Below are 18936 nucleotides of genomic sequence, written 5' to 3' on the forward strand. Positions count from 1 at the left end.
ACTGCGCGACGGAGCCGTCGGCCGGGGCCGTCACGGTGGTCGTCGGTGCGGGCGCGGGCGCGCCCGTCGGGTGGTCGAGCGCGTTCACGCGGCCCCTCCGGCGGTCGTGGTGAGCGCGGGCGCCGGCGCGCCCGCGGTGTCGGGGACGACCATCGTCCCGTTGCCCTGGGTGGTGAAGACCTCGAGCAGCGTCGAGTGCGGCACGCGGCCGTCGATGACCGTCGCCGCGGGGACCCCGCCTTCGACGGCGCGCAGGCACGCCTCCATCTTGGGGACCATGCCCGCCGAGAGCGACGGCAGGAGCGCCGCGAGCTCGGAGCGCGTGATCTGCGCGACGAGCGAGCCGCGGTCCGGCCACGACGTGTACAGGCCCTCGACGTCGGTCAGGACGACGAGCTTCTTCGCGCCGAGCGCGACCGCGAGCGCCGCGGCGGCGGTGTCCGCGTTGACGTTGAGCACCTGGGTCGGGTCCTCGAGGTCGGGGGCGATGGTCGACACGACGGGGATGCGGCCGGCGTCGAGCAGGTCCTGGACCGCGGACGGGTGCACCTCGACGACGTCGCCGACGAGCCCGACGTCGACCGGCTCGCCGTCGACGGTCGCGTGCCGGCGCTGGGCCTGCAGCAGGCCGCCGTCCTCGCCCGAGAGCCCGACGGCGTACGGGCCGTGCGCGTTGATGAGGCCGACGAGCTCGCGCGAGACCTGGCCGGTGAGGACCATGCGCACGACGTCCATCGCCTCCGGCGTCGTGACGCGCAGGCCCCCGCGGAACTCCGACTCGATGCCGAGCCGGTCGAGCATCGCGGAGATCTGCGGGCCCCCGCCGTGCACGACGACCGGGCGCAGCCCGACGCGGCGCAGGAACACCATGTCCTCGGCGAACGCGGCCTTGAGCGTGTCGTCGACCATGGCGTTGCCGCCGTACTTGACGACGACGAGCGCGCCGGCGAACTCCTCGAGCCACGGCAGGGCCTCGACGAGCACCTCGGCCTTCTGCTCGGGGCGCAGGTCGGTGCGGGTGTCGAACGCGGCGTCGTCCGGGTGGGGCGTGGGCGTGGTGGGGGCGCTCATGAGGAGTACGCGCTGTTCTCGTGGACGTAGTCGTGCGTGAGGTCGTTGGTCCAGACGGTCGCGCTCGCGGAGCCGGCGTGCAGGTCGATCTCGACGCGCACCTCCCGCTCGGCGGCGAGGTCGACGAGCTCGCGGGGCTCGCCCACTCCCCCGGCCCGGCAGACCTGGACGCCGTTGACCGTCACGTCGAGCAGGAGCGCGTCGAACGGCGCGACGTCCTCGGGGACGGTCCCGACGGCGGACACGATGCGGCCCCAGTTCGGGTCGTTGCCGAAGATCGCGGCCTTGAACAGGTTGGACCGCGTCACGGCGCGCGCGACGGCGACCGCGGCGTCCTCGCTGGACGCACCCACCACCGTGACGGCGACGTCGTGGCTCGCGCCCTCCGCGTCGGCGACGAGCTGGCGCGCGAGCGACCCGCACGCCTCCGTGACGGCGTCGGTGAGCGCGTCGAGACCGACCTCGACCCCGGACGCGCCCGACGCGAGCAGGATCACGGTGTCGTTCGTCGACATGCAGCCGTCGGAGTCGACGCGGTCGAACGTCGTGCGGGTCGCGGCGCGCAGCGCGGCGTCGGCCGTCGCGGCGTCGACGACGGCGTCCGTCGTCAGCACGCACAGCATGGTCGCGAGGCCCGGCGCGAGCATGCCCGCGCCCTTCGCCATGCCGCCCACGGACCACGTCGCGGCACCGTCCGTCGCGGTGGCGTCCGTGACCTCGCGGACCACCGCCACCGTCTTCGGCACGGTGTCCGTCGTCATGATGGCGAGCGCGGCGTCGCCGCCGCCGTCGACCGCGGCGACCGGGTCCGCGAGCGCCGCCGCGGCGGCGTCGACGCCCGCGAGGAGCGTGTCCATGGGCAGCCGCACGCCGATGAGGCCCGTCGAGCAGACGAGCACGTCGCCCGCCGACGTCGCAAGCACGTCGGCGACGTGCTCCGCCGTGCGGTGCGTGTCGGCGAAGCCCTCCGGCCCGGTGCACGCGTTCGCGCCGCCCGAGTTGAGCACGACGGCCGTCGCGCGCCCGTCGCGCACGGCCTGGCGCGTCCAGGCGACCGGCGCGGCGAACACCCGGTTCGTCGTGAGGACGGCCGCGGCGACGTCGAGCGGCCCGTCGTTGACGACGAGCGCGACGTCGCGAGCGCCGGTGGACTTGAGCCCGGCGGCGACGCCGGCGGCCCGGAAGCCCTGCGGGGTGGTGACGGTCACGGGGCGACCCCCTCGGTCGTGAGGCCCGCCGTCTGCGGCAGGCCGAGCGCGATGTTCATGGACTGCACCGCGGCGCCCGCGGTGCCCTTGACGAGGTTGTCGATCGCCGTGACGGTGACGACGCGGCCCGCCGCGTGGTCGACCGCGACCTGGACGAGCGCGATGTTCGCGCCGAGGGTCATCGCCGTCGTCGGCCACTGGCCCGCAGGCAGCACGCGGACGAACGGCTCGCCGACGTACGCGTCCTCCCAGGCCTGGCGGACGCGCGCGTCGAGCGCCGCGGGGTCGAGGCGCGCGGCGTCGTCGGACAGGCGCGCCGTCACCGTGGCGAGGATGCCGCGCGACATGGGCACGAGCGTGGGCGTGAACGAGATGCTCACGGCCGGGGCCCCCGCGGCCCGCAGGTTCTGCGCGATCTCCGGGATGTGCCGGTGCGACCCGCCGACGGCGTACGGCTGCGCCGACCCGAGCGCCTCGGACGCGAGCAGGTGCGTCTTGAGCGACCTGCCGGCGCCCGAGTACCCGTTGGCGAGCACCGAGACGAGGTCCGTGCCCTCGACGAGCCCGGCGGCGACGCCCGGCTGGATGCCGAGCGTGACAGCCGTGACGTTGCACCCGGGGACGGCCACGCGCCGCGCACCGGCGAGCCGCTCACGCTGCCGGGTCTCGGTCGCCGCGGCACCCGGCACGTTCGTCAGCAGGAGCTCCGGCAGCCCGTACGGCCACGTGCCCGCGTGCTCGGAGCCGTAGAACGCCGACCAGTCCGCCGCGGACTCGAGCCGGTGGTCCGCGCCGAGGTCGAGCACGAGCACGTCGTCGGGGAGCTGCGCCGCGATCTCGCCCGAGGCACCGTGCGGCAGCGCGAGGACGACGACGTCGTGCCCCACGAGGTGCTCGACCGCCGTCGGCAGGAGCACGCGGTCGGCCAGGGATCGCAGGTGCGGCTGGTGCTCGCCGAGGAGCGTGCCCGCGTTGCTGTGCGCCGTCACGGCGCCGATCTCCACCTCGGGGTGCCCGGCGAGCAGGCGGAGCGTCTCCCCGCCCGCGTACCCGGACGCACCCGCGACCGCGACTCTGATCGTCATATGCATCACTATACATAGTTATGCAACGGTCGGGCCGGAGGTCCTGCCCCACGGTACGCGGGGTCGGCTCCGTGCTCGGTGGGGTCCACGGCCCGTCACGGTCAGGACCGCGGTTGGGATCGGTCGACGGCCCGCGGGGTCGGGTCCGCGGTGGGGTCGGACCGTGTGCTCGGACTGGCGCACCGTCACCTCGGTCGTGCGGGCGTGGGTTCGAGGAGTGCGCCTCTGACGTCCTTCGCACACGGTCCGACCCCACCGCTCGTCCTGTCCGTCACCGCACGACCTGCGCTCAGCTTCGGCGGTCCCGTCCGGTCGGGCCTGCCACCTCGGCGGGGAGCGTCTCCACCGAAAGGCGAGAAGTGGCCCCTTCGGGGCCCGCTCGCGGGGCCACTTCTCCCCTCTCGTCACCGCGCGCACACCTCCGACGAGAGTCCCCAACCCGGCGGCCTCAGGCCGTCGCCGCGCAGACCGCGCGGACGGCCGCTCCCAGGACGGACGTGTCACGACCCACGGTCCAGCACGGGGTGCCGTCGGGGCCGCGGTGCTCGAGGTAGGTCACCGCGGTCGCGTCGCTGCCGCTGCCGACGGACTGCTGCGTGAGCGAGACGACCTCGACCGGGCGGCCGAGGCGGGCCAGCGCGTCGACGAGGGCGTCGACCGCGCCGGTGCCCGTCCCGGACGTGGCGACGCGCTCGCCGTCGACCGTGACCTCGAGGTCGAGGTGCTCCGTCCCGTCGTCGGCGCGCCGGCTCGTCCACGCGACGGGTGCGACGGCGCCCGGGCGCGCGTAGGCCGCGTCGAACAGCGTGAGGAGGACGTCGGGCGTCACCTCGGCGCCGGTGGCGTCGGCGTGCTCCTGGACGCGGCGCGCGAGGTCCACCTGGAGGCCCCGGGGCAGGTCCAGGCCGTGGACGGACTGCAGCACGTACGCGACGCCGCCCTTCCCGGACTGGCTGTTCACGCGCACGAGGGCCTCGTACGACCTCCCGAGGTCCGCGGGGTCGACCGGCAGGTACGGCACGCGCCACGGCGCGGCCGCGGGGTCGAGACCGGCCGCCGCGGCGTCGGCCCGGTGCCGCGCCATCCCCTTGCGGATCGCGTCCTGGTGGGTGCCGGAGTAGGCGGTGTGCACCAGGTCGCCCACGTACGGGTGGCGCGGGTGGACGTCGACCCGGTTGCACGCCACGACGACGTCGCGGATCGCGTCGAGGTCGGAGAAGTCGACCATCGGGTCGACGCCCTGCGCGTGCAGGTTGAGGCCCAGCGTCACGAGGTCGACGTTCCCGGTGCGCTCGCCGTTGCCGAACAGGCACCCCTCGACGCGCTGCGCGCCCGCGAGGACCGCGAGCTCGGCGCACGCGACGCCGGTGCCCCGGTCGTTGTGCGGGTGGACCGAGAGGATCACGCCGTCGCGCCGCGCGAGGTTCCGGTCCATGTACTCGATCTGGTCGGCGTAGACGTTGGGCGTCGCGACCTCGACCGTGGCGGGGAGGTTGAGGACGACGGGCCGCTCGGGCGTCGCGTCCCAGAGCGTCGTCATGCGGTCGCAGACGTCGAGCACGTAGTCAGGCTCGGTGAGGTTGAACACCTCGGGCGAGAACTCGAACCGGACGCGCGGGTCGTCGCCGGCGTGGCGCAGCACCTCGGTCCCGGCGTCGGTGATCAGCCGGGCGAGCTCCTCGCGGTCGCGGCCGAGCACGACGTCCCGCCAGACGGGCGCCGTCGCGGCGTACACGTGGACGACGACCGGGTTGCGCAGCCCGCGCACGGACTCGACCGTGCGCGCGATGAGGTCGGCGCGCGCGGCGGTGAACACGACGACGGTCACGTGCTCGGGCGCGAGGTCGGTCTCGGCGAGCAGGCGCACGAAGTCGAAGTCGGTCTGCGACGCCGACGGGTAGCCCACCTCGATCTCGGTGTACCCCATCGCGACGAGCAGCTCGAAGAAGCGGCGCTTGCGCGCCGGGTCCATCGGTTCCGCGAGCGCCTGGTTGCCGTCGCGCAGGTCGACGGGGACCCACAGCGGCGCCTGGGTGAGCCGGCGGTTCGGCCAGCGGCGGTCGGGCAGGTCGGGCACGTCGACACGGGCGTGGACGTCGGCGTAGCGGGACGACGGCATGGGCGACGGGCGCTGCCGGTTCCACGACGGCGTCGTCGTGGCGGCGGGGCGGTCCGTGCGGACGGGGGTGGCGGAGACGGTCATGGCGGTCCTTCGGCTGGAGCCCCGAGGTGGCGGGGCGCGGGACGACCGGCGCACGACGGACCCCCACGGCGGGGGGCCGGTCCGGTCAGACCCCGCCGTGGCGCCGAAGGAGGAGCGCCGTCCAGGACATGCGGGGTACGCTAGCGCCGATCAAGTCCTCAGACAACCTGAGAGGTTTGCGTGACCGCGCTGCAGCGACGCCCCCTGGCCGACCAGGCCGCCGAGCTCCTGCTCGAGCGCGTGCGCTCCGGTGCCTGGCCCCTCGACCACCGGCTGCCCGGGGAGCAGGCGCTCGCCGCCGAGCTCGGCGTGGGCCGATCGACCGTCCGCGAGGCGATCCGCCAGCTCGCGGGCCGCGGCGTCCTCGACAGCAGGCAGGGCTCGGGCGTGTACGTCGTCTCGACGGACACCACCGACGACTGGGGCGAGGTCCTGCGCCGCGGCGAGATCGCCGACGTGCTCGAGGTGCGCGCCGCGCTGGAGGCGGAGGCCGCGGGGCTCGCCGCCGCGCGCCGCACGCCCGCGGACCTGCGCACCATGACGACGGCGCTCGCCCGCCGCGGGCAGGTCGCGGCGACGGCGTCGCCCGTCGACTACGTGGACGCGGACCTCGCGTTCCACCGGGCGGTCGTCGACGCCGCGCACAACGCGGTGCTCGCCGAGCTCTTCGCGACCTTCGTCCCGCGCCTGCGCCGCGCGATGGTCGCCATGGTCGACCTCGACCGGACGGGCACGACGCACCGGGACGACCAGGACGCGCACGACGCGATCCTCGACGCCGTCCGCGACCGGGACACCGGCCGCGCCGCGGCGGCGGCGCGCGAGCACCTCGCGTCCGTGCACGCGAAGGTCGCCGACCGAGGGCGACCGTGACCGCCGCGCGACCCTAGGCTGAGGCCATGCACGCGATCGTGGCCCGCGCGGCGGGCGGTCCCGAGGTCCTCGAGTACACCGAGCTGCCCGACCCGTCGCCGGGCCCGGGGCAGCTCCTCGTCCGCTCCGCGGTGGCGGGCGTGAACTTCATCGACACGTACAAGCGCTCCGGCGTGTACGCGATGGAGTACCCGCACGTCGTCGGGAGCGAGGGGGCCGGGGTCGTCGCCGAGGTGGGCGAGGGGGTCGAGGGGTTCACCGTCGGCGACCGCGTCGTGTGGACCGAGGCGCCGGGGTCGTACGCGGAGCTCGTCGTGGTGGACGCCGGGCAGGCGCTGCACGTGCCGGACGCCGTCTCGCTCGAGGACGCGACCGCCGTCGCGCTCCAGGGGCTCACGGCGCACTGCCTGTGCACGTCGTCGTACCCCGTGCGTCCGGGCGACCGTGTGCTCGTGCACGCGGGCGCGGGCGGCGTCGGGCTGCTCCTGACCCAGATGCTCGTGGCGCGGGGCGCGCACGTGATCTCCACGGTCTCGACCCCCGAGAAGGCGGAGCTGTCCCGCGGCGCGGGCGCCGAGCACGCGATCCAGTACACGGCGTTCGCCGACCTCACCGCCGAGCTGCCCGAGGTCGTGCGCGGGCTCACGGGCGGCGAGGGCGTCGCGGCGGTGTACGACTCGGTCGGCAAGGACACGTTCGACGCGTCGCTCGCGTCGCTGCGCCGCCGCGGCACGCTCGTCCTCTACGGCGGCTCCTCCGGGCAGGTCCCGCCGTTCGACCCGCAGCGCCTCAACGCGGGCGGCTCGCTCTTCCTCACGCGGCCCAAGCTCGCCGACCACACGGCGACGCGCGCCGAGCTCGTCGAGCGCGCGACCGAGGTGCTCGGCGCCGTCGCGGGCGGCACGCTGCACGTGCGCGTCGGCGCGACGTTCCCGCTCGCCGACGCCGCCGACGCCCACCGCGCGCTCGAGGGACGGGCGACCACCGGCAAGGTGCTGCTCCGTCCCGCCGGGGCGGACGACGCTCCCGCCACCGCGACCGGCACGACGACCGGGACCGCGTGAGCTGGGACTGGGTGCCCCCGCGCCCGGGCGAGGAGGACGGCTCCGACGGCGGCCCCTCCCCCGCGCTGCGCCGCACCGTGACCGTGCTCGCCGTGCTGCTCACCGCGGTGTTCGTCGTCTACTACGTGACCGTGGCGGTGCGCCAGCAGGCGGACGCGTGCGTCGCCGACCGACCCGCGGGCGTCGCGGTGCAGGACGTCGAGGCACGGTGGCGCTGGGTCCCGCCGGGCTACGCGTGCGGGTACGCCACCGCCGACCAGGACGTCGCCCGCGCCTGACGCGTCCGGCACCCCCACCACGACCGACGAGGACCGATGACCGACCTGCACGACCGCCCCCTGACCCTGCTCGGTGCCTACGCCCTCGCGGGCGTCCCCGACCCGGGCGGCTGGTACGCCGCCCTCGACGAGGACGGCCTCGGCGGCCTCGAGCACCCCGTCGACCCGGACGACACGGACGCGCTCGCGACGACCGCGGCCGCGCTGCCGGCGCACTGGGCGCTGCTGCCGACGACGGTCGCCGCGACGGCCCGCCGCGCCACGGCCGACCGCTCCTACGGCCTCGCGTCCGACGACGAGGAGGGTCGGTGCGAGGCGGTCGACGGCGTCGCGCGCGTCCTCGCGGCCGTGACGCGGCTCGCCGAGGCGGAGGGTCGACGACGCGTCGTCGCGGTCGAGCTCCAGTCCGCGCCCGGTCCCGGCCGCGGGTCCGGCGCGGCGCTCGCGCGCAGCCTCACCGAGCTGGCCGCCGTCGCGCCCGCCGGGCTGCCGCTCGTGGTGGAGCACTGCGACGCGCCCCGCCCGTGGGGCGTCGCGGAGAAGGGCTTCCTCGCGCTCGACGACGAGATCGCCGCCGTCGCGCGCGCGGCCCGGGACACGGGCCACCCCCTGCACGTCGGGCTCAACTGGGGTCGGTCCGCCATCGAGGGGCGCAGCGCCGCGACGCCCGTCGAGCACGCGCGGGCGGCCGCCGGCGCGGGCCTCCTCGCGAGCGCGATGCTCTCCGGTGCCGCCGGCCGGCCCGGCCGGTGGGGCGCGCCGTGGGCGGACGCGCACGTGCCGCCCCACGGCCCGGACCCCGCGCTCCCCGGCCCGGACGAGTCGATGCTCGGCCCGGCCGAGGTGCGCGAGTTCCTCGCCGCGGCGGGGCCCGTCCCGCTCGTCGGCGCCAAGGTGACCACGCGGCCCGCGGACGCCCCGCCCGCGCAGCGCCTCGCCGTCGCGCGCGCGACGCTCGCCGTGCTCCGCGACGCGCTGGCCGATCTCGACACCGACCGCGGAGTCGGCCGCAGGGCCGACCACGCACCGAGCCGCCCCACGGCCTGAGCGCGTCCCGCGGGCCGGGGCCAGGCACGTCGCAGCAGCCCGGGCTCGGCCGGTCGGCCCAGGCTCAGCCCCGCCGCACGGGCGCCGAGCGGTGCAGGTGGTCCACGGGCCCCCGGCCCGTCCCCACCCGCAGCGCGGCGCCGGCACGCAGCGCGCCCGTGAGCCACTCCTTCGCCTCGCGCGCGGACTCCTCCCAGCTCGCGCGCTGCGGCCGCAGCGCCGCGAGCGCCGCCGAGAGCGAGCACCCCGTGCCGTGGGTGTGGGGCGTGTCGACGCGCTCGGCGTCGAACGTCGTGACGGTGACCGCCCCCGGCGCGCGGCCCGTCGTCGGCCCGGGCGCGGGGACGACGAGCGCGTCGGGCGACGTGCGTCCGGTGAGGTGACCGCCCTTGAGCAGCACGACGGCGTCGCTCGCGGTCGCGTACGCCGTCGCCTGGCGCAGGGCGTCGTCCCACGTCGTCGCGGGCTCCTGCCCGCCGAGGACGGCGAGCTCGGGCAGGTTCGGCGTGACGACGTCGGCGCGCGCGGCGAGGTCGCGCACGGCCTGCTCCGCGCCCGCGTCAAGCAGGCGGTGGCCGGACGTCGCGACCATCACTGGGTCCAGGACGACCCAGGGCCGCAGAGCACCAGCGGCGGCGCGCGCCGCGGCGAGATCGTCGAGCCACTCCCCGACGGCGCGGGCGTTCGCCTCGTCCGCGACCATGCCGATCTTCACGGCGTCGACCTCGACGTCGTCGGACACGGCGTCGAGCTGCGCGCGCAGGAACGCCGGCCCGGGGACGTGCACCGACCGCACGCCGTGGGTGTTCTGCGCGACGAGCGCCGTGGTGACGGCCATGCCGTAGGCGCCGTGCGCGCAGAACGCCTTGAGGTCGGCCTGGATCCCGGCGCCGCCGGTCGGGTCGGTCCCCGCGACGGAGAGGACGCGGGGGCGGGACGGTGCCCGGTCGGGCCCGCGGCCCAAGTCGGGTCGGCGGTCACGGTCCGCGGGGGCGCGGAGCGGGTCGGAGGTGTGCCGAGGCAGGGCGAGCGTCATCGCGCGGACATCCCTTCGCTGGTACGAGCCAGATCAGGTTCGACGGGTCTCATCTCAGCCCCGGTGCGGGGCACCCCGTGTCGCGGGCCATGCTACGCGGCGACCCGTGCGCTTTTCACCCGCCCCGACGCGTGAGACGACGCGCGTGCACGCGTCTTTCCGGGTATGACGCAGCACGTCGCCCCCGCGACCCGCCCCTTCCTGCCGGACGCGCCCGTCCCGGTCCAGGTGCCCGCCCTCTGCACGACGTTCGACCGCGACGGCCGGCGGGTCGTGCTCACGGGCGTCGTCACGCACGACGCGGGCGGCCTCGTGGCCTTCGAGTACGAGCACCCCGAGCGGGGTCTGTGGCACGTGTGGGTCGACCGGGACACGTGCGTCCCCCTGTGACCCGGTGCCCGGACGCACGGACGCCGCCCGACCGGGGGGTCGGGCGGCGTCGGCCGTGCGGGGTGCGTGCGCTCAGCGGGCGGGGAGCTCTCCCGGCATCGGGTCGTCGGAGCCCCAGCGCGTGACGCGCAGCCGACGGCCGTCAGGACCGGGCAACGCGACGCCCGCGCGGGCGGCCTCCTGGGCGGCCGCGCGGAGCGACCCGGGCGAGTCGTGCGTCACGCGCACGAACGACCCCGAGAACGCGTCGAGCTCGCCGCGCGCGATCGCGACGACCATCTCGACCGTGCGCTCGACGGGTGTCCACTCCGTGCGGCCCTCGTGCATGACCATGGACGCCGTCATGTCGGTCTGCACGACGCCCGGCGACACCTCGAAGGTCCGCAGCCCGAGCGCGTGGCCCGAGCGGTGGAGGTTCGCCCCGAGGCGCAGCAGCGCCGTCTTGCTCGCGTTGTACGCGCTCGCGCCCTCCATGTCGTGCGAGCCCGCGCCGCTGTTGAGGTCGACGACGCGGCCGCCGCCGCGCGCGAGCATCCCGGGGACGACCGCGCGCGCGAGCAGGAACGGCCCGCGCACGTTGGTCTCCAGGACGGCCCACCACTCGTCGGGGTCCGCCTCCCAGAGCGGCACCTCGGCGTCGACCCGGCCCGCGTTGTTGACGAGCAGGTCCACGCTCCCGAGCGCGGCCTCGGCCTCGCGGACGGCCGCGGCCACCGCCGCCGCGTCGGTCACGTCCGCCGTGACGACGACGGCCCGGCCCGCGCCGTCGAGCGCGGGGATCTCGTCGGCCACCCCGGCGAGCCGGCCCGCGTCGCGCGCGAGGAGCGCGACGTCGAGACCGGACGCGGCGAGCCCGACGGCGACCGCGCGGCCGATGCCGCGCGACGCCCCGGTGACGAGCGCGGTCCGTGCGGGTGCCACGACCGGCGTCGTGCCCTCCCCCGGTGCGCCGCTCATGCGCGCAGCTCCGCCCCGACGCGCTCGCGCGCGGCGGCCACGGCGCCCTCCCGGACCCGCGCGACGTCGTCGGCGGTGAGGGTGCGGTCCGCGGCGCGCAGCCGCAGCGAGAACGCGAGCGACTTGCGCCCGGCGCCCACCTGCTCGCCCGTGAAGACGTCGAACAGCGCGACCTCCTCGGCGAGCTCGCCGGCGCCCTCGACGACCGCGGCGCGCAGCGCCTCGGCCGGCACGTCGGCGGCGACGACGAACGCGAGATCCTCCTTCGCCGCCGGGAACCCGGAGACCGGGGTCGCCTGGACGGGCTCGTCGGGCGCGCCCGCGACGAGCGCCGACAGGTCGAGCTCGAACGCCACGGAACGGGCGGGCAGGCCGACGTTCTCGAGCACCTTGGGGTGCAGCTCGCCCGCGTGCCCGACGACCGTCCCGTCGGCGAGCTCGAGGCGCGCGCAGCGGCCCGGGTGGAACGGGGCCCGCGCGGTGTCCGCGACGACGCGCACGGCGTCGTCCCCCCGCAGGCCGGCGCGGTCCGCGACCAGGCGCGCCGCGTCGAGCGCGTCCGTCCAGTCCGCGGGACGTCCGTGACCCCACCAGCCCGCCCGCTCGCGACGACCGACCAGGACGCCCGCGACGTGACGCGGCTGCGCCGGGAGCGCGGCCTCGATCGCGGCGAGGTCGTCGTCGGAGGGACGCACCCCGCCGGGCAGCGACGGCGCGGCCGGGGCGCCCGGGCGCGGGTGCGTCACGAGCCCGACCTCGAACACGGCGACGTCCCCGAGCCCGCGGCCCACGTTGCGGCGCGTGGTCTCCAGGAGCGTGCTCAGCACGTCCGTGCGCATCAGGGGGCGGTCGTCGGCCAACGGGTTGAGCAGGCGCAGCGCCCGGCGGCGCTCGTCGTCCGCGGGGATCCGCAGCGCGTCGAGCTCGCCCTCGCCGACGAACGGGTAGCTCAGCGTCTCGACGAACCCGTGCTCGGCGAGCGCGCGGGCGACCGACCGGCGCACGCGCTGCTCGCGCGTGAGCCCGCGGCCGCCGGGCGCCGAGGGGAGCACCGACGGGATCTCGTCGTACCCGACGAGGCGCGCGACCTCCTCGACCAGCTCGGCCGGCTCGGTGAGGTCGGGGCGCCACGACGGCGGGGTCACGACGACGACGCCCGTCGCGGCGGCGTCGTCCGCGTCGACCGCGCACCCGATCGCCCCGAGCGTCCCGACGACCTGCTCGAGCGTGTACGGCACGCCGACGAGGCGCTCGGCCTCGCCGACGGGCAGGTGGATCGGGGCGGGCGCGGTCACGCGGTCGAGGTCGCTGACGGCCGGGTCGGCGGTCCCGCCGCCCAGCTCGACGAGCAGGTCGACGACGCGCTGCGCCGCGACCGCGGGCAGCAGCGGGTCCACGCCGCGCTCGAACCGCTTCGCGGCCTCGCTCGACAGCTTGTGGCGACGCGACGTGCGCGCGACCGTCACGGGGTCGAAGTGGGCGGCCTCGACGAGCACCGCCGTCGTCTCCGGCCCGACCTCCGACGAGGCACCGCCCATGACGCCGGCGAGACCCAGCACGCGCGCGCCGCGCGCACCGTCGGGGCTGTCGGTGATGAGCAGGTCCTCCGGGTCGAGCGGGCGGTCCACGTCGTCGAGCGTCGTGAGCCGCTCGCCCGGGGCGGCGCGCCGCACCACGACGGGGGCCGCGACCTTCTCGAGGTCGTACGCGTGCAGCGGCTGCCCGAGGTCGAGCATGACGTAGTTCGTCACGTCGACCGCGAGCGAGATGGGCCGCATGCCCGACGCCGTGAGGCGGCGCTGCATCCACGCGGGCGTCTGCGCCGCGGGGTCGAGCCCGCGCACGACGCGCGTGACGAACCGGTCGCACCCGACGACGCCGTGGACCGGCGCCGCGTCGTCGACCTCGACGGGGAAGCCGTCGGGCGTCGCCGCGGGCGGGGGCGTGGGCAGGGAGCCGGGCAGGCCCGGGTCCGTGAAGCGCGCGCCCGTCGAGTGCGAGAACTCGCGGGCGACACCGCGGTAGGAGAACGCGTACCCGCGGTCGGGCGTCACGTTGATCTCGAGCACCTCGTCGCCGAGCCCGAGCAGCGCGACCGCGTCCTGCCCCGGGGTGAGGTCCTCGGCCGCGTACCCGAGCCGCGGCAGCACGATGATGCCGTCGTGGTCCTCGCCGAGGCCGAGCTCGCGCTGCGAGCAGATCATGCCGTCGGACACGTGCCCGTACGTCTTGCGGCTCGCGATGGGGAACGGACCGGGCAGGACGGAGCCCGGCAGCGCGACCACGACGAGGTCGCCCGGCGCGAAGTTGTGCGCGCCGCACACGATGCCGCGCGCACCGCCCGCCGGCATGTCTGCCGGCTCGACGCCCTTGATCTCGGCGGCGTTGTGCTCCGGCCCGACGTCGACCAGGCACCAGTTGATCGTCTTGCCGTTCTTCTGCGGCTCGGGCGTCATCTCGAGGACGCGCCCGACGACGAGGGGACCCGTCGCGGCCGCGCCGTGGATCGCCTCCTCCTCCAGGCCGACGCGGACGAGGTCGGCGGCGAGCCGCTCGGCGGTGAGCCCCGCGGGCAGCTCGACGTGGTCGCCCAGCCAGTCGATGGCGACGTACGGCATCAGATCTCCGTTCCGAACTGGGCGGAGAAGCGCACGTCGCCCTCCACCATGTCGTGCATGTCCGCGATCCCGTGGCGCAGCATGAGCGTGCGCTCGATGCCCATGCCGAACGCGAAGCCCGAGTACTCGTCGGGGTCGACCCCGACGGACCGCAGCACGTTCGGGTTGACCATGCCGCAGCCGCCCCACTCGATCCAGCCCGGCCCGCCCTTCTTCTGGGGGAACCACAGGTCCATCTCGGCGCTCGGCTCGGTGAACGGGAAGTACGCGGGCCGCAGGCGCGTGCGCGCGTCCGGGCCGAACATCGCGCGCGCGAACGCGTCGAGCGTGCCGAGCAGGTGCGCCATGGTCAGGCCCTTGTCGATCGCCAGGCCTTCGACCTGGTGGAAGACGGGCGTGTGCGTCGCGTCGAGCGCGTCCGTTCGGAACGTCTTGCCCGGGCACGCCACGTACAGCGGCACGCCGCGCTCGAGCAGCGAGCGGGCCTGGACCGGCGACGTGTGGGTGCGCAGCACGAGGTTCGACGGCTCCGCGCCGTCCTCGCCGTCGGGGCCGGCGACGTAGAACGTGTCCTGCATCTGGCGCGCGGGGTGGTCCACGCCGAAGTTCAGGGCGTCGAAGTTGAACCACTCCGCCTCGACCTCGGGGCCCTCCGCGATCTCCCAGCCCATGCCGACGAAGAAGTCCGCGACGCGCTCCTGCAGCGTCTCGAGCGGGTGCCGCGCGCCCGCGGGGACGCGGTCCACGGGCAGCGTGACGTCCACGGCCTCCTCGACGAGGACGCGCTCGTCGCGCTCGGCCTCGAGCTCGGCCTGGCGCGCGGCGAGGGCCTGGTTGAGCCGGCCGCGCAGCGGGCCGAGGAGCTTGCCCGCGGTCTTCTTGTCCGCGGGGGCGAGCGAACCGATCTGGCGGTTCGCGAGCGCGAGCGGGCTGCGGTCGCCCGCGTGCTCGGTGCGCACGCGCTTGAGCGCGTCGAGGTCGCCGGCCGCGGCGACGGCGGCGAGCGCGGCGTCGAGCGCGCGCTGCAGCGCGTCGGCGTCAAGCGGGGAGGGTCCGGTGGTGGTGTCCGGTCCGCCGTCGCCCGCGTGGGGGGTGACGACGTCGGCGTCAGGGCTGGACATGCGTGCCTTCCTGGCGAGGGCGGGACTGCGGGGAGCGGACGACGGCCGGCGTCGACCCGCGGCACGCGCCGCTCGGGGCGGGGCGTGCGGGGCGCGCACGTGCGCGCGTCGCCGTCATTCTAGGGCGCCCGTCCGGGCCAGGACCCGTCCCGCCACGAGGCGGGCGGGGAGCACGCGTCAGTCGCGCGGGCCCGTGACGGGCCCGGGAAATCGACGACCACCGCGCAGGCTCATGCGGCCCATCCTCGCACAGGCGTCTCCGGGCGCGGCCGGAGGGTGGTCCCGCTCAGCGCGCGGCGGGCCCGAGCGGCAGGGTCCGCAGCGTCCGGTGCACCGGGTGCCCCGAGGCGTCGCCGAGGTCGGACTCGACGAGGTGCAGCGCGTCGGTCGTCCACCCCGGGCCGGCGTACACGGCGAGGGCCGCGGCGGGCGCGGCGAGCGGGTCGCCCGCGGTGCGGTCGGGACGGGTCGCGCCGCGACCGCGCGCCCGGCGGTTCGCCTGGCGCGCCCCGGCCGCGGCCCGCGCGACGGTGAGGTGCGCGCGCTGCCGGGGACGGCGGTCCACCCGGACGCCCGCGTCGCCCGCCGCCTCGGCGACCGCGGCGCTCAGCGCCCGCAGGGCGTCGGCGCCGTCCCCGCCGACGCCGACCCACAGGACGCGGCGGTCGAACACGCCCGCGCCCCGCAGCCGGAGGTCGAGCGGCGCGGCCTCGTGCGCGACCGGCTCGAGCGCCGCCGCGAGGTCGGGGACGGCCCCCTCTGGCACGTCGCCGAAGAACGACACCGTGAGGTGCCACAGCTCGGGGGACGTCCAGCGGACGAGCGGTGCGCCGTCGGGCCGGCGGGCCTCCTGGGCGTGCGCGTCCGCGAGGGCGAGCGCGAGGTGGTCGAGCGCCGCGGCGCTCGGGTAGAGCGCGGCGAACAGCCTCACGCGCCGCCCTCCGGGACGGCGCCCGGGCCTCGGGCGGGCCGGTGCGCGCGGCTGGAGGCGTAGAGGCAGACCGTCGCCGCCGTCGCGAGGTTCAGGGACTCGGCCCGGCCACGGATCGGCACGCGCACGACGGCGTCGGCCAGCGCGCGGTCCTCCGGGGGCAGCCCCCACGCCTCGTTCCCGAAGACCCACGCGGTCGGCGCGGCGAGGTCGACCGGGCGCTCCGTACCGGCGCCCGCGGTGCCGGCCACGTCGAGCAGGTCGTCGAGGTCGAGGTCCCCCGCGCCGTCGGCGGCGAGGACCGCGAGCCCCGCGCCGCGCAGCGCGGCCACGGCCTCGGCCAGGCTCACGCCCGTGACGACCGGGAGGTGGAAGAGCGACCCGGCCGTCGACCGCACGACCTTCGGGTTGTGCACGTCGACGCTCTCGCCGGCGAGCACGACGGCGTCGGCCCCGGCGGCGTCCGCCGCGCGGACCACGGTCCCCGCGTTGCCCGGGTCCCGGACCGTCGCGAGCACCGCGACGAGCGCCGGGCGGTCGCGCCGCGCGAGCGTCGCGACGACGTCCTGCAGCCGCGGCGCGTCCGCACGCACGACGGCGAGCACGCCCTGCGCGTCGGCGCTCATCGCCGCCAGCACCTCGGGCGTCGCGCCGTGCACGTGCAGCCCGGCCGCGCGCGCGTCGGCGACGATCTCCGGGTGCCGGTCCGCTGCGGCGGGCGTGACGTAGACGTCACGGACCCGGTCGGAGGCGTGCCGGACCGCCTCGCGGACGCCCTGCGGGCCCTCCACGAGGAGCTGTCCGTGCCGTGAACGCGCCGGACGCCCGGCCAGCGCACGGACCGCCTTGACCCGGTCGCTGCGAGGATTCGTCAGCGTGGGGTCGAGCGGGCCGGGCGCCGGACGGGCGTCCGTGGCCGACGGGCGGCCGGGCGAGGCGCTGGTCAGGCTGCGGCCTTGGGCGCGTTGACGTCCTCGGGGAGCGCGTCCTTCGCGACCTGGACGAGCGCGTTGAACGCCGCCACGTCGTTGACCGCGAGCTCCGCGAGCAGGCGACGGTCGACCTCGACACCCGCGGCCTTGAGGCCCTGGATGAGGCGGTTGTACGTCAGGCCCTGGGCGCGCGACGCAGCGTTGATGCGCTGGATCCACAGCTTGCGGAAGTCGCCCTTGCGCGCCTTGCGGTCACGGTAGGAGTAGACGAGGGAGTGGGTGACCTGCTCCTTCGCCTTGCGGTAGAGGCGCGAGCGCTGGCCGCGGTAGCCGCTGGCGCGCTCGAGGGTCGTACGGCGCTTCTTCTGGGCGTTGACCGCCCGCTTCACGCGTGCCACGTGATGCTCCTTGCAGTTCGGGGCTCAGGGGTGAGCCGGTCGGTGGCGGGTCCCGCCACCTGCCGGGTCACTTGCCGAGCAGCTTCTTGATGGACTTGACGTCGGCGGGCGAGACCACCTGGTCGGCAGCGAGGCGGCGCTTGCGCTTGGTCGCCTTGTGCTCGAGGTAGTGACGGGCGTTGGTCTGCTCGCGCATGACCTTCCCGGAACCCGTGATGCGGAAGCGCTTCTTGGCACCCGAGTGCGTCTTGTTCTTCGGCATGACTGCCGTCTCTCCTTGTGTCCGGTCAGCCACCTCGCGGTGGCCGACGTGTTCGGGTCCGGGCCGGTGGGCCCGGACCCCGAGCAGGGTCCGTCCGTGGTGCCGGTGTCAGCCGGCCTTGCCGCGCGGCGTCGGCTTGGGTGCCGGCTTGGGCGCGGGGCGCGGGGCGCCCGGCTTCGGCGCGGCGGGCCGGGGTGCTGCGGGCTTCGCGCCGTCCGACGACGCGGGCGAGGCCGCGGGCGTCGGGCGCGGCGCCGCCGGCTTCGAGTCCGCGGCCGGCCGAGCCGCGGGACGCGGGGCAGGAGCCGACCGCGGAGCCGGAGCAGACCGCGGAGCCGGAGCCGACCGCGGAGCCGGAGCCGACCGCGGAGCCGGAGCGGAGCGCGGAGCCGGAGCGGCCTGCGCCGGGGCCTCGGCCGGGGCGTGCTCCTCGACCGGGGCGGCGGCCTCGACCGCGGCCGTGGTCTCCGTCGCCTCGACCGCGCCGGTGGCCTCGACGGTCTGCGTCTCGACCGTCTCGGGCTCGTCGGTCACGTCCGCGTCGTCGCCGGAGCGCGCAGCGGCGCGCTGGGCGGACTTGGTGAGACGCGGCTCGGCCTCCTGCGCGCGCTTGCGCTGCTCGCTCTTGGCGTCGGCCTTCTTCTTCACCGGACCGAGCACCATGGTCATGTTGCGCCCGTCCTGCTTCGGCATGGACTCCACGAAGCCGAGCTCCGCGACGTCGTCCGCGAGGCGCTGGAGCAGGCGGACACCCATCTCGGGGCGCGACTGCTCACGGCCGCGGAACATGATCATGACCTTGACCTTGTCGCCCGCCGCGAGGAAGCGCTCGACGTGGCCCTTCTTGGTGCCGTAGTCGTGCGGGTCGATCTTCAGGCGGAAACGGATCTCCTTGAGGACCGTGTTCGCCTGGTTGCGCCGCGCCTCACGCGCCTTCATGTCGGACTCGTACTTGAACTTGCCGAAGTCCATGAGCTTGGCGACGGGGGGCCGGGCGTCCGGGGCGACCTCGACGAGGTCGAGGTCCGCGTCCTGGGCAAGGCTCAGGGCAACCTCGGTGCGGACGACGCCGACCTGCTCCCCGCCGGGACCGATGAGTCGGACCTCGGGGACGCGGATCCGATCGTTGATGCGAGGCTCGCTGATGTGATGCTCCTAGGAAGTCGTCGGTAGACCGCCCGGACACGAAGAAGGCCTCCGTCCCTGGCGCAGGGCGGAGGCCATCAGGTCGGGACGTCACGCGAACGCGACGACCACGGCGGAACGGTCCCCGAGGGGCTCGCTCCGGACCAGGACCCGGCCTCTGTCGCGACGTGAGTCGGCGGTCGAAGCCCGGGTGGGATGTCATCCACTTGCGCACCCGCACGTCTTCCCCACCACCCGGAACCGGGCAGTACGGACACGAACGGGTCGGTCAGCTGTCAAGGATAGCAGAGCGGGCGTGCAGGTCGAGCCGAGCGCA

Annotated in this window: 18 protein-coding genes and 1 riboswitch; of the genes, 5 read left to right on the plus strand and 13 right to left on the minus strand. The window is 76.2% G+C overall.

The window, feature by feature from the left end; all coding sequences use genetic code 11:
• Positions 1 to 84 precede the first annotated feature (84 nt).
• The 4 genes from argB to B8281_RS14260 all read right to left on the minus strand — a co-directional run bounded on the left by argB (position 85) and on the right by B8281_RS14260 (position 5483).
• Entirely contained in the window at positions 85 to 1071 is a 987-nt protein-coding gene (gene argB, locus B8281_RS14245) for an acetylglutamate kinase (RefSeq protein ID WP_085388064.1), read from the minus strand.
• Entirely contained in the window at positions 1068 to 2279 is a 1212-nt protein-coding gene (gene argJ / locus B8281_RS14250; RefSeq protein WP_085388065.1) for a bifunctional glutamate N-acetyltransferase/amino-acid acetyltransferase ArgJ, read from the minus strand. The genes argB and argJ overlap by 4 nt, the downstream gene beginning before the upstream one ends.
• Positions 2276 to 3370 carry an N-acetyl-gamma-glutamyl-phosphate reductase gene (gene argC / locus B8281_RS14255; protein WP_085388066.1) on the minus strand — a complete coding sequence of 365 codons (1095 nt, stop codon included), beginning with the start codon at positions 3368 to 3370 and terminating at the stop codon, positions 2276 to 2278. Before argC ends, argJ begins: the two co-directional genes overlap by 4 nt.
• Positions 3371 to 3812: 442 nt before the next feature.
• Entirely contained in the window at positions 3813 to 5483 is a 1671-nt protein-coding gene (locus B8281_RS14260; protein ID WP_157446729.1) for a 2-isopropylmalate synthase, read from the minus strand.
• Between the two features lie 264 nt (positions 5484 to 5747).
• Between B8281_RS14260 and B8281_RS14265 the strand changes: the two genes are divergently transcribed.
• From B8281_RS14265 to B8281_RS14280, 4 genes are read left to right on the plus strand one after another with little or no spacing between them, the layout of a single operon-like run.
• The gene (locus tag B8281_RS14265) at positions 5748 to 6440 is read left to right on the plus strand and encodes a FadR/GntR family transcriptional regulator (protein WP_157446639.1); all 693 of its coding nucleotides are present in this window, start codon (positions 5748 to 5750) and stop codon (positions 6438 to 6440) included.
• A gap of 26 nt (positions 6441 to 6466) precedes the next feature.
• Entirely contained in the window at positions 6467 to 7504 is a 1038-nt protein-coding gene (locus B8281_RS14270) for a quinone oxidoreductase (protein ID WP_085388068.1), read from the plus strand.
• Positions 7501 to 7782 carry a hypothetical protein gene (locus B8281_RS14275; RefSeq protein ID WP_085388069.1) on the plus strand — a complete coding sequence of 94 codons (282 nt, stop codon included), beginning with the start codon at positions 7501 to 7503 and terminating at the stop codon, positions 7780 to 7782. The genes B8281_RS14270 and B8281_RS14275 overlap by 4 nt, the downstream gene beginning before the upstream one ends.
• Before the next feature lie 36 nt (positions 7783 to 7818).
• Positions 7819 to 8829 carry a DUF4862 family protein gene (locus tag B8281_RS14280; protein ID WP_085388070.1) on the plus strand — a complete coding sequence of 337 codons (1011 nt, stop codon included), beginning with the start codon at positions 7819 to 7821 and terminating at the stop codon, positions 8827 to 8829.
• 64 nt (positions 8830 to 8893) lie between these two features.
• Here B8281_RS14280 and thiD read toward each other — a convergent pair whose 3' ends face one another.
• Positions 8894 to 9865, minus strand: a complete 972-nt coding sequence (gene thiD, locus B8281_RS14285) for a bifunctional hydroxymethylpyrimidine kinase/phosphomethylpyrimidine kinase (protein WP_085388071.1) — start codon at positions 9863 to 9865, stop codon at positions 8894 to 8896.
• Positions 9859 to 9953, minus strand: a riboswitch (TPP riboswitch). Its footprint overlaps the gene before it by 7 nt.
• 77 nt (positions 9954 to 10030) lie before the next feature.
• On the opposite strand from thiD, the gene B8281_RS14290 reads away from it, so the two are divergent.
• A complete protein-coding gene (locus B8281_RS14290; protein ID WP_034651423.1) occupies positions 10031 to 10255 on the plus strand; it encodes a hypothetical protein in 225 nt (74 codons plus the stop codon).
• A gap of 72 nt (positions 10256 to 10327) precedes the next feature.
• On the opposite strand, the gene B8281_RS14295 is transcribed toward B8281_RS14290, so the two are convergent.
• The 8 genes from B8281_RS14295 to infC form a co-directional block, all read right to left on the minus strand.
• Positions 10328 to 11212 (minus strand): SDR family oxidoreductase, encoded by an 885-nt coding sequence (locus B8281_RS14295; protein ID WP_085388072.1) that lies wholly within the window; start codon positions 11210 to 11212, stop codon positions 10328 to 10330.
• The gene (gene pheT / locus B8281_RS14300) at positions 11209 to 13830 is read right to left on the minus strand and encodes a phenylalanine--tRNA ligase subunit beta (RefSeq protein WP_085388073.1); all 2622 of its coding nucleotides are present in this window, start codon (positions 13828 to 13830) and stop codon (positions 11209 to 11211) included. Before pheT ends, B8281_RS14295 begins: the two co-directional genes overlap by 4 nt.
• The gene (gene pheS, locus B8281_RS14305) at positions 13830 to 14951 is read right to left on the minus strand and encodes a phenylalanine--tRNA ligase subunit alpha (protein ID WP_083712017.1); all 1122 of its coding nucleotides are present in this window, start codon (positions 14949 to 14951) and stop codon (positions 13830 to 13832) included. Before pheS ends, pheT begins: the two co-directional genes overlap by 1 nt.
• Before the next feature lie 286 nt (positions 14952 to 15237).
• On the minus strand, positions 15238 to 15882 hold the full coding sequence (gene thpR / locus B8281_RS14310) for an RNA 2',3'-cyclic phosphodiesterase (protein ID WP_076406563.1): 645 nt from the start codon (positions 15880 to 15882) through the stop codon (positions 15238 to 15240).
• The gene (locus tag B8281_RS14315) at positions 15879 to 16757 is read right to left on the minus strand and encodes an RNA methyltransferase (RefSeq protein ID WP_085388790.1); all 879 of its coding nucleotides are present in this window, start codon (positions 16755 to 16757) and stop codon (positions 15879 to 15881) included. The genes thpR and B8281_RS14315 overlap by 4 nt, the downstream gene beginning before the upstream one ends.
• 68 nt (positions 16758 to 16825) lie before the next feature.
• Positions 16826 to 17212, minus strand: a complete 387-nt coding sequence (rplT, locus tag B8281_RS14320) for a 50S ribosomal protein L20 (RefSeq protein ID WP_024840664.1) — start codon at positions 17210 to 17212, stop codon at positions 16826 to 16828.
• Positions 17213 to 17279: 67 nt separating this feature from the next.
• Positions 17280 to 17474, minus strand: a complete 195-nt coding sequence (gene rpmI, locus B8281_RS14325) for a 50S ribosomal protein L35 (RefSeq protein WP_034653792.1) — start codon at positions 17472 to 17474, stop codon at positions 17280 to 17282.
• Between the two features lie 108 nt (positions 17475 to 17582).
• A complete protein-coding gene (gene infC / locus B8281_RS14330) occupies positions 17583 to 18620 on the minus strand; it encodes a translation initiation factor IF-3 (RefSeq protein ID WP_085388074.1) in 1038 nt (345 codons plus the stop codon).
• Positions 18621 to 18936 lie beyond the last annotated feature (316 nt).

Origin of the sequence: Cellulosimicrobium sp. TH-20, from assembly GCF_002105775.1 — a bacterium.
In the GTDB taxonomy this organism is placed as follows: domain Bacteria; phylum Actinomycetota; class Actinomycetes; order Actinomycetales; family Cellulomonadaceae; genus Cellulosimicrobium; species Cellulosimicrobium funkei.